The organism is Sphingopyxis sp. L1A2A (assembly GCF_005502465.1).
Classification (GTDB): domain Bacteria; phylum Pseudomonadota; class Alphaproteobacteria; order Sphingomonadales; family Sphingomonadaceae; genus Sphingopyxis.
In genome coordinates, this window is record NZ_SCOT01000016.1 from 47,533 (window position 1) to 62,025 (window position 14,493).

Genomic DNA, 14,493 nt, shown 5'->3' on the forward strand with positions numbered 1-14,493 from the left:
CGATGCCGGGCCCCGCGAAAATCCTGATCGTCGAGGACGACGCGCATATCCGGCGGCTGCTGCGCGCGACGATGCAGCGCGCCGGGCATGAGGTGGCCGAGGCAGCCGATGCGCGCTCGGCGCTGGCGTTGCTCGACATCGAAAAACCCGATGTCGTGCTGCTCGACCTTGGCCTGCCCGACCGCGACGGGCTCGAACTGATCGGCCCGGTTCGCCAGCGGTCGGCGGCGACGATCATCGTGGTGTCGGCGCGCGACGACAGCGCCGAAAAGGTCGCCGCGCTCGACCTGGGCGCCGACGATTATCTGACCAAGCCGTTCGACACCGACGAACTGCTGGCGCGGATCCGGGCGACGCTGCGCCATCAGCGGGCGAGCGCAGCGGGCGAAGTGGTTTCGGTGATCGAAACCGGCGACCTTCGCGTCGATCTCGACCACCGCCGAGTCGAGCGCGGCGGTGCCGAAGTGCACCTGACCCCCAAGGAATATGGCGTGCTCGCCGAACTCGCGCAGCGCCCCGATCGCGTCCTCAGCCACGCGCAGCTGCTCAAGGCGGTGTGGGGACCGGCGCATGCCGAGCGCGTCGAATATCTGCGGATCGCGGTGCGCGGCCTGCGCCAGAAGCTCGAGGTCGATCCGGCGCGCCCGCGGCTGATCGTCAACGAACTCGCGGTGGGTTATCGCCTGTCGCTGCGCAATGCCAAGCCTGATTGATCAGCGCGCCTGCTGCGCCGCCAGGATGCGCAGGATGTTACCGCTCCACATTTTTTCGATATCGCCGTCCGAATAGCCCGCCGCTTTCAGCCGCTCGGTCACCTTGGGCAGCGCCGAAATATCCTCGATCCCGGTCAGGCCGCCCCCGCCGTCCCAGTCGGCGCCGAAGCAGATATGGTCCACCCCGCCGACCTCGATCGCGCGCAGCACCATCGTCATATATTGCTCGAAATCGGCCGCCCATAGCGGCTCGACCTTGTCGAGCGCGCGCCATTTGCGGTTGAGCTCGGCCTGCTCGGCGGGCGCCAGCGTGCCGATGCGCTCATATTGTCCGAACAACGCGGCGCGCGCCGGGGTCATGTTCATGTCCGACATGAAGATCGTCGAAATGCACATCGCGCCGCCCTTAGCCGCGAGCGCCTTGAGCCGCGCTTCGTCCAGATTGCGCGGATGATCGTTGGTGGAGCGCAGGCTGGAGTGCGACAGGATGATCGGATATTCGGACAGCGCCAGCAGCTGATCAAAGGCCGCATCCGAGGCATGGCTGGCGTCGATGACGATGCCGAGCCGGTTCATCTCCGCCACCCACCGCTTGCCGAGGGGGCTGAGGCCGTTCCAGCGCGCCTCGCCGGTCGCGCTGTCGGCGAACTGGTTGGTCCTGGAATGGACCGGCCCCGCCATGCGGACGCCCTTTTGGTGAAACTCGGCGAGCAACGCCAAATCCTCGCCCAGCGGATAGCTGTTTTCCATCGACTTGAAGGCGATCAGCTTGCCCGTCTTGGTTAGCGTCCGCGCATCGGCGACTGTGCGCGCGGCACCAATCAGGTTGCTATGCCTGGCGATCGTCGCGTCGATCAGGTCCGACCGGGCGCGCGCAAAGGCGAGCGCGTCGGCATAGCCCTTGGCATCGAGCGCCCCCTGTTCGGTGTAGATGACAAAAAATCCGCCATCGAGATTACCGTCCTGCATCCGCGGAATGTCGATCTGGACCATGTCGTCGGTCGGGCCGTGGCGGTCGGCAAAGCTCCACCCCTGCCGCTCGAAATGCAGCGGGGTGTCGAGGTGGGTGTCGAGCACCAGCATCCGGCTGTGCAGCGGTGCCTCCGGCGCTTTCACCGCTTCCTCGCCGGTCGAGCACGCAGAGAGCGCGGTTGCGGCCAGCAGGATCGCGAAAGGCTTCACTTCTTGTCCTCCACCGGTTTCAGGTCGAGATCATGATAATCCCAGCTGAAATCGGCAATCTTGCTCACCGCCTTCATCGTCACCCCGGTCACCCTGCCCTCGGCATCGAGCGCGAAGGTGACATAAGCGGGTTCGATCGCCGGGTCGTCGAAATCGGTGACGAAGCTGTCATATTGCCAATGTTTCAGCCGTCCCGCCATCCGCGGGGTCGAGGTAAAGTCGATCGTCAGCCCGTTCGTCGCCGACCCGATCACCACATCGCCATACCAGGGATCGCGATACCGCCCGGCATAGCCCGGCAGCGCGAGCGACGGCCCCGATTTGACCGGCGAGGCCTGCGTCTGCTTCAGATATTCCACTCCGCCCGCGAGGCGCGATTGATACCAGCTCTCCCATTTGTCGATCCAGCCATAGTCGGGTTGATCGAGATAATGGTCCAGCAGGTCGAAATAGAGGCCGAGGAGCATCCCGCTGTCTTCGCTGTTCATCATGATCGCAAAGCCGACATTTTTGTCCGGGATCATCACGACGCGGGTAATCGACCCGAACACCCCGCCGCTATGCTGGACGATACGGTGGCCGCGATAATCCTGCACCTGCCAGCCCAATGCATAGGCCTGCTGGTTCGGCTGCGCAGGCTTCAAGCTGTCGGGCAGCGGGGTGATCGGCATCGGGGTGACCGGCGCCCACATCTCTTTGGCCTGCTGCTCGCTGAACAGCCGCTTGCCGCTCGGCAGCGCCCCGTAAGCCAGTTGGACCTTAAGCCATGCCGCCATGTCGTCGGCGCTGAGCGCGAGGCCGCCCGCGGGCGCGCCATTGCGGCCAAGTTCGTCACGTTCATCCAGCGCCTGCTGCGGACCAAGACCACGCAGCGGTCCCGACAGCCGCGCATGCGGCCATGAGCGGTTGGGAATGCGAAAGCGGTCCTCGCTGTCGGTCGTCCCATCCTTCATGCCGCCGGGGCGCAGCAGGCGGTCGCGCATGAACACCTCCCACGTCTGGCCGGTGACCTCCTCGATCAACTGGCCCGCGACCGCGTAGAGGATATTGTCATAGGCATAGGCCGAGCGAAAACTGGTTTGCGGCTTGAGGTAGGCGACGCGCTCGACGGTTTGCTTGCGGGTGAGGTTGGTGCGCGGCACGAACATCAAATCGCCCTGCCCCAGCCCCAGCCCGCTGCGATGGACGAGCAGGTCGCGGATCGTGATCTCGCGCGTCACCCACGCGTCGTGCATGCGGAACCACGGCATATGTTTGATGACCGGATCGTCCCATGCGATCTTGCCCTCGTCGACGAGGATCGCCAGCGCCGCGGCGGTCATCGCCTTGCCCGTCGAACCGGTCTGGAACAGCGTTTGTTTATCGACCGGCGCGCGCTCACCGAGCTTGCGGACGCCCCAGCCGCGCGACAGCGTCGTCTTGCCATCCTCGACGATGGCGATCGACACGCCGGGCGCACCGATCTTCTGGCGCAAGGTTTCGACCGTTTCCACGATGTCCTTGGGCGGTTCGGCCCAAGCGGGCGCCGCGACCGACAGCATCAGCGACAGGGCAAGCAGGCGGACGGCTTTCATGGGATGGTCTCCATTGGAATGACGGATGGGCGCAGCAAACGCCAGAGGCCGATGGTGAGCAGCGGCGCGACAAAGACGATCAGGAACAGCCAGGCGAGGAAACGGTAACCGCTGGCGATCAGATCGACGAGGCCGATGCGCGCCGCAACGAACATGCAGCCGATTAAGATGACGCTGCCGATCGCAGCGCGCGCGCCAGTACCCAGCAGTGGGCGACCACGCGCTTCGACGACCCCCGACACCCGCTCGTTGATCGCATGGATCGCGCCGACTCCGCTTTCGAGCAGCGCGGCAAAGATCATCAGCTGGAACAGGATGTGGAACCCGGGCACCGCCATCTGGCGCAGCAGAAAATCGGACGGCAACGTCTCGGCGCCGATCGCGGGGTAGAAGGCCATCATCGCGACAAAGAACAGGATTGCGGGGAGCATCGTCAGCGGACCGGCGATGATGCCCGCGACCACCGCATCGCGCTGGCTGGTCAGGTGGCGCAGCACCGGCAGGATAATCACCGCGCCGACGATGTTGTAACTCGCATAGGTCAGCCCGCCCGCAACCCAATTGCCCGACGGCGGCGGCGCATTGGAAAACCCTTCGGCAATCAGACCACCGAAACTGGTCAGCGCAAAGATCAGGAACAGCGCATAAACTGCATAGATCAGCATCGAGGCATATTTGAAGAGCGTCTCGACGGTATCAGTGCCGAAGGCCGTGAAGGCGATGATGCCAATCGCGAGCAATATGGAACCGGCAAGTTCGGGCCAGCCAAAGGTCGCGGCGCCGATCGCGCCCGCTGCGGCGCCGAATACCGCCAGGATCAGGATGACGAAAATCAGATAGGCCAGCTCGAACGCGACCCAGCCCGGACCAAGAAGTCCCTGAAAAAAGGCGCGATAGTCATAGGCGCCCATCTTGCGCGCCAGCGCGAAGGTGACCGCCGCGACGACGCTCCAGATCAAGGTCGCAAGCAGCATCGCCGATAGCCCGCCCCATGGCCCCGATGGTACGAAATATTCGGCGAGTTCGCGGCCGGTTGCATAACCACCGCCGATGATGACCGCTTTCAGCGCCAGCCCGGGCAGCAGGAAGCGCTGGAACCAGCTCGACTTACTGCCCGTCTCGCTGACATTCATGCGAGGCACTTATCGACGAGCGCGTCGAAGGATGCGCCGCCGCGGATCGGGTCGGTGACCGGTAGCCCCAGCCGCTCCCGCTCCGCCGCCATCAGTGCTTCGGCAGCATCGGCGTCATAACTCGACGTGTTCAGGCTGACCCCGCTGCAGCGGATCGCCGGGTTGGTTCGGCTGCCGAGCCGGATCGTCAGGTCGATGACCTCCTCGATCGAGGGCAGCGCGAAACTTTCCATGCCCAGGATCACCTTGCGCGTCGGATCGTGGCAGACGACGAAGACATCGGGCTGGCTGCCATGCAGCAGGCCGAGCGACACCGCGGCATAGGCGGGGTTGAAGATCGACCCCTGCCCCTCGATCAGATCCCAATGATTTTCAGGCGCATCTGGGCTCAAAATCTCCGCCGCCCCCGCCTCGAAATCGGAAACGACCGCGTCCATCGGCATCCCGCCGCCCGCGATCATGATGCCCGTCTGGCCGGTAGCGCGAAAATCGGCATCGATCCCGCGCTCGACGAACGCGCGGTGCAGCGCCAGCGCGGTATATTTCTTGCCGAGCGCGCAGTCGGTGCCGACGGTCAGCAGCCGCTTGCCGCTGCGCTTGCGGCCGTTGCCGATCGGGATGGACGGCGGTGGGGTGCGCACGTCGATCAGCCGCTGGCCGGTGCGCTTCGCCGCTTCGGCCAGCGCGGGCAGGCTCGCCAGCCGGACGTGCAGGCCGCTGACAATATCGAGTCCAGCCTCCATCGCATCGACCAGCGCGGCGATCCAGCTGTCGCCGATGACCCCGCCCTGGTTCGCCACCCCGATCACCAGCGACCGCGCGCCAGCCGCCCGCGCCTCGGCGGGTGACATCGGCGGCAGGCCGGTGGTGACGGTACAGCCGCCGATCGCTAGCTCACCGACGCAGCGATCGGCCGCCCAATCGGCCAGACCAAAGGCGGTCTTGGCATAGCCCGCCTCGGTCGTGTCGCCGAGGAACAGCAGATAGGGCTGCGGCAGGGTCAGGCTGCTCTCCAGCCTGCCGGTGGGCGCGTTCATCGTTTCCAACTCCAATCCGCTCAATAAGCCAGGTCGAGCGCGACACCCACGGTCCGCGGCTGCAGCGGCGAAATGCCAAGGAAGCTGGGCTGATTGAGCCCGTTGGCAAAGGTCGATCGCGCCATTTCACCCTGATTGTCGAGCAGGTTGCGAGCATAAGCACGCAATGTCCAATGATCGTTGAAGGTGATCGAGGCATTCAGGTCGACCGACGTGTAGGGCTTCGCGGTGGCCACCAGCGGATCGCTTTCGACCAGCGACAGGCGGTTGCTGGCGTGACGAATGCCGGCGCCGAAGCTGCCCTTGTTGCCGCCGCCCAAATCGAATTCGTAATCGGCACGCAGCGCGCCGCTGAATTTCGGCACGGCGGGCAAGCGGTCGCCGTCGACCCCGCTGATGTCAGGTACGTCCTCACTCAGCACCGCGTCGGTATAGCTGCCCGTCGCGCTGATCGTCAGGCCGGGGGTCGGACGCAGCGCAAAGCTACCCTCGATCCCTTTGCTCCGTGCCTTGCCGCCGTTCGCGCCGCCCGACACGCCGCCGAACGAGCGCACGACCTGAATGTCGGTCCAGTCCATCAGGAACAGCGCGACATCGACCGAAACCAAACGATCGGCGAAGTCGGCCTTCAGCCCGATTTCATAGTTCTTCATGCGGTCGGCATCGACCGTCGGCGGGACGTTGGGAACGATGACATTCGGTCCGCCGGGGCGATAACCGGTCGCCAGGCGCGCATAGAGCATCGCGTCGTCGTTGATGTGGAACTGCGGACTAATCGAATAGGTGAACACGCTTTCGGCCGATTCGCCGGGATCGTCGGCCTGCGGCACAATGGCGCCCGAGCTGATCTGCCGGAACGTCTGCTTGTTGCGCGCCCAGCGGAGCCCGCCCGTGATTTCAAACTGCTCGCTGAGCTTGAACGTGCCGTTGCCGAAGATCGCATATTCCTTGTACGTCGCGGGCAGCCCGACGATCGCCAGCGGATCGAGACCGGAGATCGGATTGCCCGCCATATCGAACGAGCGGACAAGCTGCGAATTGCTCGTTGTCTCGTCGGTGAAGAAGCCGCCGATCAGCCATTCAAACCGCCCGCCGCTGGGCGACGCAAGCCGCACTTCCTGCGTCCATTTCTTCAGGCCCAGATCGAGCAGGAACGGCGTGATCCCCGGCGGCACCGCGCCGCCGGTGAGCAGCGGGAAGAGCACGCCGAAGGCATAGCTGGCATCCTGCACCTGCGCGCTCTGCGTCTTGCTGTAGGTCGTCGCCGAGGTCAGCGTGGCGCCGCCGAAATCATAATCGAGCGTTGCCGAATAATAGTCGAGATCGATGTCGAAGGATTCGGGGACAAAATTGTTGAACGAGCGTCCGTCGCCAAGCCGCGCGCCGGTCAGGTCGGCGGCATAAAGCGCGTTGCCCTGTGAATCGAGCGATTGCCAAATGCCCGCCAGCTTCACGCTGAATTCGGGGGTTGGGGTCCACAACAGGGCAGCACGGCCGCCGCGCTGTTCATAGTCATTCTGGTCCTTCAGCGCAGCATTGTTGACGGTATCGACCCAGCCCGGCGTGCTGCGCCATGCGAAGCTGCCGCTGACCGCAAGCTTGTCCTGCACGATCGGCACATTGACCATCACCTGCGCGCCCCAGCCGAGCCCGTCGCCGCCCTTGATCGCGAACCCCTCGACCCCGGCCTTGACGCTGAACGCATTGGTGTTCGGCTGGACCGTGACGTATTTCACCAGCCCGCCGATCGAGCTGGCGCCATAAAGCGTGCCTTGCGGCCCTTTGAGCACTTCGATCCGTTCCAGATCATAGGGCATCAGGTCGATCGTGAACGCTCCCGCGCGGTTATAGATCGCGCTCGACCCAACCGGCGCATCGTCGAGATAGATGCCGACGGTCTGGCTGGCATTGAGCGGCGCGACGCCGCGCAGCGTGATCGTCGTCTGCCCGGGCGTGCCGCTGTTGCTGACATTCATGCCGGGGACGTACCCCGCATAGTCGACCAGCGATGCCGAGCCCTGTTGCTGGAGCTCTTCGCCATTCACGACGGCGATCGAAATCGGCACGTCCTGCACATTCTGGACCCGCTTTTGCGCGGTGACGACGATCTCGCCTGCCGCCTCAACCGCGCCCGCTTCCTGCGCCTGCGCCGGCATCGCGGCGATCAGTGCGGCCATGCTCGCCGCGAAATACAGTGCCTTGTTCATTGTCTTACCCCCAGACTTGCGCGAGCAGACGGCGGAAATTGCCCCCCAACACGGCGGTGATGTTGTCATTTGAATATCCCCGGCGGATCAGTTCCTCGGTCAGGTCAAAGACCTTCAAAGGATGATCGAAACCGTCGATGTCGATTTTGTCGCGAAAGGCGTAGCTGCCCTTGTAGGCGCCCTTGAGCAGTGCATATTCGTCCGGCTTCATGTCGTCATAGCCGTGCAGATCGGCGTCCGATCCGATCCCGACATGATCGATCCCGACCAGCCTGGCGACATGGTCGATATGGTCGGCCATATGCCCGACATTGGTCGGATCGGTGGTGCGCACGAACATGCGCACCCCGGTTATGCCCATCACCCCGCCTTTAGCCGCCAGCGCCTTGATCGCCGCGTCGGTTTTGACCCGCGGGTGATCGACCAGCGCGCGCGCGTTGCTGTGGGTGATCGCGATCGGTCCCTTGGCGATCGCGATGGCATCAAGGGTCGTCTGGTCGCCGCAATGTGAGACATCGACCAACATCCGCTGCTTATCCATTTCGGCGATGATCGCAGCGCCATAGTCGCTGACGCCGCCATCGACGCGTTCGGTGCTACCCGAACCGATCATATTCTGGCTGTTATAGGTGAGCTGCGCGCAGCGCAGGCCAAGGCGGCGGAACAGCGCGACATCCTCGATCTTCTCGAAATGCTCGGCATTCTGGATGCCCATGATGACGGCGCATGTCTTGTCCGCCTTGGCACGATCGAGATCCTGAACGGTGTCGACCAGCGTGAACACATGGCTGTTGCGCCCGGCAAAGCCCTGCCACCCCGCGAGGAAGGTCAGCGCCTGTTGCTTGGCATCTGGGCCGCCCAGGCCATAGGCATTGTGAAAACCCGTGATGCCGCTGGCACGAAATTCGGCGGCTTCGGCGTCGGTCAGCCGGTGCGCGACATAATCCTCCGCCAGCGTGATCTTGAGCGGCGCCAGCATGTCGATGACAAGCGACGCGGCCACCAGATCGACCGCGCGGCGCGAGTAGCGGCGCCCCGGCGCCGCGGCGAACGCATAGCTTCCTTTGTTCACCATCGGCGCAGACAAGGCGGCGCCGACCGCGCCCGCGATGACCGCGCGGCGCGTTACTGCGAATGACCCGGTCATTCCAGCCTCCCTCTCACCTAAATTTCAATATGACGACTATTGTCCTAATCAGAAAATTGTCAACCCATTTAGGACATAAAATTGTCATTATCCCCAAATTTCTGGCGGGCAGTGAATCATCCCGCCGCGATATTCGACGCCCGGCACCCGATCGCGCGCCAGGAAGGTCGGCCCATCGAGATCGACGATGTCGCACAGCTGCCCGAGGACGAACGACGGCGCCATCGACAGGCTGGTCCCCATCATGTTGCCGACCATCACGTCGAGCCCCAGTTTCCGCGCCTGCTGCGCGATCGCCAGCCCCTCGGTCAGCCCGCCGCATTTATCGAGCTTGATGTTGACGACGTCGAATCGGCCGACCAGCGTCGCGGTATCGGCAAGCGTTACCGCGCTTTCGTCAGCCACGAAGGGCAGCGGCCTTTTCAGCCCATCAAGATCGGCCTCGCGCCCGCGCTTCAGCGGCTGTTCGAGCTGGGCGACGCGGGTCTGGACCAGCACCGGCAGCAGCTCTGCCAGCGTAGCAATGTCATAGCCCTGATTGGCATCGACCCCGATCCACGCGTGCGGGCGTGCGGTGCGGATCGCGACGACGCGGGCGATGTCATCACCCAGATCGCCGGTCAGCTTGACCTTGATCGGTGCCTCCGGATCGATCGCCAGCGCCGCCTTCGCCATATTGCCCGCGCTGTCGGCGCCAAGCGTCAGCGTCGAGGGCAGCGCGCGCGGCGGTTTCAATCCGGCCAGCTCCCACACCGGCCGCCCCGCCTGCCTCGCCTCCAGATCCCAATAGGCGCAGTCGAGCGCATTCCGTGCGCCGCCCGGCGGCAGCAATTGCTGTAAATCGGCGCGCGTCGCGCCGCGTTCGATCGCGCCGCGCACGCGCGTCGCTTCGGCCAGCATATGGTCGATGTCGTCGCCCAGATAATAGACCCCAGCGCCTTCACCACGCCCGACATGCGTGCCGTCGGACAGCTCGGCGACGAGCAGCGCGGTTTCGGTGAAGACATGCCCCGAAATGCGGAACGGCTGGTGGTAGGGAAACCGCTCGACCCGCAGGTCGAGCGTCAGTTCCTTGATGCTTTGCGTCGCCATCAATAAACCATTCCAAAGCCATAGAGGTTGAAGGCGATTGTCACCCACACCAGCACCAGCGCCGCAAGGATGAGCAACATGGCGCCGAGTTTCATCGTCCAGCGGCGCTTGTCCTTGATCGTCAGCCACAGGTGCCAGCCTGCGGTAACCAGCAGGCCGAAGCTCGCCACGGGAGTGAGGACACGCAGCAGGTGGATCAGCCAGTCGAGCGGCCCGCCCAGGCTGCCAATGTCCGCCGAGAAGGCGGCGATCAGGCCGAGCCAGCCAGCCAGCGCCGCGAGCACCAGCCACGCAAAGATGCGCGACAGGCGATAGGCGCGCCGCGATTGACCTTGCAGCGCGAAATCGACCTTGAAGCTGCGCCGGACCAGCGCCCGCACCGGCCAGGCGAGCGCGGCGAGCAGAACGATGCCGAGCGCCGCGATGAGCGCCGGGTTGAGCCATGCCGAATTGACGCTGGCCGGGGCCGGTTCGAAGATCATGAAAGGCGATCCCGCATCGACGCTGAAGCGCACCACCCGGCCGTCCTTGACCTCGGCGGCGAGGCGTTCGCCGGTGCCGCGGTCGCGCCACACAAAGGGTTCGACCTCGACCCAATCGCGCGCGCCGGCGCCGAGGCCGTCGAGCGCCGGGAAGCTGATCTTACCATCCTCGGTCAGCGTGATGCTCGCCTGCCCCAACAGGCCGAGCAGGCTCATGAAGTTGGTGAACGACCCGCGGCTGCTGACATAATTGCCCACCATCATCTGGGCATGTTGGGCGGCCGTCTTGGCGTCGACCAGCCCCGCCTTGTCCTCGCCCGGCAGATAGCGATCGGCGAATTTGTGGAACAGCGCGCTGCGCACCGCCCCCGCGTCGCCCTGCGTCCCCGCACTGTTCATCGACACATAGACGCCGATGTCGTCCGCGGGGAACAGCCACAGATAGGAGTGGAACCACACGGTATCGCCGCCATGCGCGATCGCGCGCCGACCATTGACCCATTGTTCGTAGAAGCCGAGCGCCATGCTGTTGAGCGGACCGACCCCGGGCGCCCTGAAATCATGCATCTGCCTGGCGGTTTCGGGCTTCAACAGCCCGGCACCATCGTTCAGGTGCGCGATCATGAACTTGCCCATGTCGGCGCCGCTCGCCGACAGGCTGCCCGCCGGACCGGGGATGACGATCTCGAACGGTTTCGCCTTTTGCGTCACGTCGGGATAGCCCTTGGCCATATGCGGCGCCAGGCGCGCCGGCAGCGGCTGGCGAAAGGTCGAATGAGTCATGCCGAGCGGCGTGAAAATGTGATTTTCGATATAGTTATCGAACGGCTCGCCGCTCACGCGCTCGACGATATAGCCTGCGAGTGCCGTCGCATAGTTGGAGTAAGCGGGGGTCGTTCCGGGCGCGAACACCCGCTGCGGCAGCGCCAGCGGCATCTGTTCTTTCAGCGTCATCACCGCTTTCGGATCGCTGCTGATCAGGTGGCGCACCGATTCCTCGAACCCCGCGGTGTGGGTCATGATGTTGCGCATCGTCACCGGCTGGCCCTGATAGGGCGGAATCTTGAAATCGAGATAGGCGTTCACATCCTTGTCGAGATCGATCTTGCCCGCCTCGACTTGTTGCATCACCGCGGTCCAGGTCAGCAGCTTCGACACCGAACCGGGGCGGAACATGGTGGTTTCGGGCAGCACCGGCGCGCGCTTGGCGACGTCGGCAAAGCCATAGCCCTTTTGCAGCACGACCTGGCCGTCCTTTACGACGACAACGACCGCGCCGGGGATGCGCGCGCGTTCGAGCGCGTAGGGCAGATAGCCGTCCATCCACGCTTCGAGGTCGGCGGCGTCGAGCGTCACCGGCCTGGTCGGCGCCGCAGGAGCCGCCGCCGCGGCGGTTTCCACTTTCTTCGCCGTCGGTGCAGGCAGTGGCCCTTGCGCCGCCAATGGCAGCGCGGCGAGCGCCGCCAGCCCGATCATCGCCTTACGGATGAAACGCATCACTTTCCCCTTTTGTCCGGCGCGTCCTGTCTGACCTTGCAGCAAGTCGCGCGACCCCTTACCAAGGGTCAACAACCGTTAACCCAATAGGGACATAATGATCCTGATTAGAAAATTGTCAAACATGGAATGGAAAAATTGATGGCGGCTCGTGCGGCCCCACCCACATTGGGTACCGTGATGAAGAGCATTCGCTCGCGAAACGGCTGGACGCTCAAGGAGATGAGCGCGAAATCGGGCATTCCGGTCTCGACGCTGTCGAAGGTCGAACATGACCGGCTGACGCTCAGCTATGACAAGCTGCAGCAGCTGAGTCAGCGACTCAGCATCCGCATGTCCGACCTGTTTGCCGAAGACGATGGCGACGCGGCGCCACGCGTCACCGGGCGGCGCAGCGTCGGCACGATCGATCAGGCGGTGCGCGTCACCACCGACAATTATGATTACCACTATCTGTGCACCGACCTGCGCCAGAAACGGATGATCCCGATCATCACCCGCATCCGCGCCCACAGCGCGAGCGAGTTCGGCGAGCTGGTCCGCCATCAGGGCGAGGAATTCATCTATGTGCTGGAGGGCGAGATCGAGATTCACACCGAATTTTACGACCCCGTCGCACTCAAGACCGGCCAGGGCATCTATCTCGATTCGTCGATGGGCCATGCCTATGTCGTCGCCGACGGCTTTGACGAGGCGCTGGTGCTCGGCGTCTGTTCCAGCGCCGACGACGGACTGATGGATTCGCTGATGAGCCTCCATGGCTAAGCGCGCTCGCCTTCGCCCGCTTTGGTTGCTGAGCGCGCCGCTGCTGCTGTCGGGCTGCGCGACGACGCAGGTCGCGGCGCCCGCCTATGACGTCGTAATCCGCGGCGGCACGCTCTACGACGGGTCGGGGCAGCCGCCGATCGTCGGCGATGTCGCGATCAACGACGACCGGATCGTCGCGGTCGGCAAGGTCGACGGCAGCGGACGCACCGAAGTCGCGGCGCGCGGCATGGCGGTCGCGCCGGGCTTTATCAATATGCTCAGCTGGGCAAACGAAACGCTGATCATCGATCCCAAAAGCCAGAGCGACATCCGGCAGGGCGTGACGCTGGAGGTGATGGGCGAAGGCTGGTCGATGGGACCGCTGAGCCCGGCGATGAAGCGCCAAGAAACCGAGCGGCAGGGCGACCTGCAATTCCCGATCGAATGGACCAGCCTCGGCGATTATCTCGGCTATCTGGAAAAACGCGGCGTATCGACCAATGTCGCGAGCTTTGTCGGCGCCGCGACGGTGCGCGTCCACGAACTGGGCGAGGGCGACGTCGACCCGACCCCCGCGCAGTTGACCCGGATGCGCGCTCTGGTGCGGCAGGCGATGAACGAAGGCGCGATGGGGGTCGGCAGCTCGCTGATCTATGCCCCCGGCTCCTATGCCGAAACCGACGAGCTGGTCGCGCTGACCAGCGAGGCCGCCAAATGCGGCGGCATGTACATCAGCCACATGCGTTCCGAAGGCGACCGGCTGGAGGAAGCCGTCGACGAGCTGATCGACATTTCACGGCGATCGGGCGCGCCCGCTGAAATCTATCATCTCAAGATGGCGGGGCGCAGCAACTGGGGCAAATTGGACTCGGTAGTCAAAAAGATCGAGGCCGCGCGCGCCGCGGGGCAGCGGATCACCACCGATATGTACACCTACACCGCGGGCGCCACGGGGCTCGACGCGGCGATGCCGACCTGGGTCCAGGCAGGCGGGCTGGAAGCATGGATCGGGCGGTTGAAAGACCCGGCGACCCGTGCGCGCGTCGCCGCCGAGATGAAGCAGCCGGGTAGCGATTGGGAAAATCTCTATCTCGGCGCGGGCGCCGACAAGATGATCCTGTCGGGCTTCAAAAATGCCGCGCTCAAGCCGCTGACCGGCAAGACGCTGGCCGAGGTCGCGGCGATGCGCGGCAAGTCGCCCGAGGAAACCGCGATGGACCTGGTGGTCGAGGACGGATCGCGCGTCGGCACCGTCTATTTCCTGATGTCCGAGGACAATGTCCGCAAACAGGTCCAGCTGCCGTGGATGAGTTTCGGCTCCGATGGCGCGTCGCAGGCGACCGAGGGCGATTTCCTGAAATCGGGCGCGCACCCGCGCACCTATGGCAATTTCGCGCGGCTGCTCGGCCGCTATGTCCGCGACGAGAAGCTGATTTCGCTGGAACAGGCGGTGCACCGCCTCACCACCCTGCCCGCCGCAAATCTGGGGATCCAAGACCGCGGCGCGCTCCGGCCCGGCTATTATGCCGACGTCGTCGTCTTTGATCCGGCGACGATCGCCGACCGCTCGACGTTCGAGGATCCGCACCAATATTCGGTCGGGATGCGCGACGTGTTCGTCAACGGCGTCGCCGTGCTGCGCGGCGGCGAGCATAGCGGTGCGACGCCGGGGCGCTGTCTCT

General features: G+C 64.5%; 11 protein-coding genes. 3 read left to right on the forward strand and 8 right to left on the reverse strand.

The annotated features are described in order from the left end of the window. Positions 1 to 2: 2 nt before the first annotated feature. The gene (locus tag FFS68_RS11070; RefSeq protein WP_137753259.1) at positions 3 to 713 is read left to right on the forward strand and encodes a response regulator; all 711 of its coding nucleotides are present in this window, start codon (positions 3 to 5) and stop codon (positions 711 to 713) included. Here FFS68_RS11070 and FFS68_RS11075 read toward each other — a convergent pair whose 3' ends face one another. The 8 genes from FFS68_RS11075 to FFS68_RS11110 form a co-directional block, all read right to left on the reverse strand. Further along, the gene (locus tag FFS68_RS11075) at positions 714 to 1,895 is read right to left on the reverse strand and encodes a dipeptidase (RefSeq protein ID WP_137753260.1); all 1,182 of its coding nucleotides are present in this window, start codon (positions 1,893 to 1,895) and stop codon (positions 714 to 716) included. After that, positions 1,892 to 3,469, reverse strand: a complete 1,578-nt coding sequence (locus FFS68_RS11080) for a serine hydrolase (RefSeq protein WP_137753261.1) — start codon at positions 3,467 to 3,469, stop codon at positions 1,892 to 1,894. Before FFS68_RS11080 ends, FFS68_RS11075 begins: the two co-directional genes overlap by 4 nt. Continuing rightward, a complete protein-coding gene (locus FFS68_RS11085) occupies positions 3,466 to 4,602 on the reverse strand; it encodes a hypothetical protein (RefSeq protein ID WP_137753262.1) in 1,137 nt (378 codons plus the stop codon). Before FFS68_RS11085 ends, FFS68_RS11080 begins: the two co-directional genes overlap by 4 nt. Then, positions 4,599 to 5,639 (reverse strand): DUF1611 domain-containing protein, encoded by a 1,041-nt coding sequence (locus tag FFS68_RS11090; protein WP_137753263.1) that lies wholly within the window; start codon positions 5,637 to 5,639, stop codon positions 4,599 to 4,601. Before FFS68_RS11090 ends, FFS68_RS11085 begins: the two co-directional genes overlap by 4 nt. Before the next feature lie 20 nt (positions 5,640 to 5,659). Next, positions 5,660 to 7,846 (reverse strand): TonB-dependent receptor, encoded by a 2,187-nt coding sequence (locus tag FFS68_RS11095; RefSeq protein ID WP_171003836.1) that lies wholly within the window; start codon positions 7,844 to 7,846, stop codon positions 5,660 to 5,662. Between the two features lie 4 nt (positions 7,847 to 7,850). Continuing rightward, positions 7,851 to 8,993: a membrane dipeptidase gene (locus tag FFS68_RS11100; protein WP_137753265.1), complete on the reverse strand. Its 1,143-nt coding sequence runs from the start codon at positions 8,991 to 8,993 to the stop codon at positions 7,851 to 7,853. Between the two features lie 87 nt (positions 8,994 to 9,080). Then, the gene (locus tag FFS68_RS11105; RefSeq protein WP_137753266.1) at positions 9,081 to 10,085 is read right to left on the reverse strand and encodes a dipeptide epimerase; all 1,005 of its coding nucleotides are present in this window, start codon (positions 10,083 to 10,085) and stop codon (positions 9,081 to 9,083) included. Continuing rightward, positions 10,085 to 12,064 (reverse strand): serine hydrolase domain-containing protein, encoded by a 1,980-nt coding sequence (locus tag FFS68_RS11110; protein ID WP_137753267.1) that lies wholly within the window; start codon positions 12,062 to 12,064, stop codon positions 10,085 to 10,087. The genes FFS68_RS11105 and FFS68_RS11110 overlap by 1 nt, the downstream gene beginning before the upstream one ends. 180 nt (positions 12,065 to 12,244) lie before the next feature. On the opposite strand from FFS68_RS11110, the gene FFS68_RS11115 reads away from it, so the two are divergent. Then, entirely contained in the window at positions 12,245 to 12,829 is a 585-nt protein-coding gene (locus tag FFS68_RS11115; protein WP_249340127.1) for an XRE family transcriptional regulator, read from the forward strand. Further along, positions 12,822 to 14,493: D-aminoacylase (locus FFS68_RS11120; protein ID WP_137753269.1), on the forward strand; the 1,672-nt coding region annotated here is incomplete at its 3' end. The genes FFS68_RS11115 and FFS68_RS11120, both read left to right, overlap by 8 nt.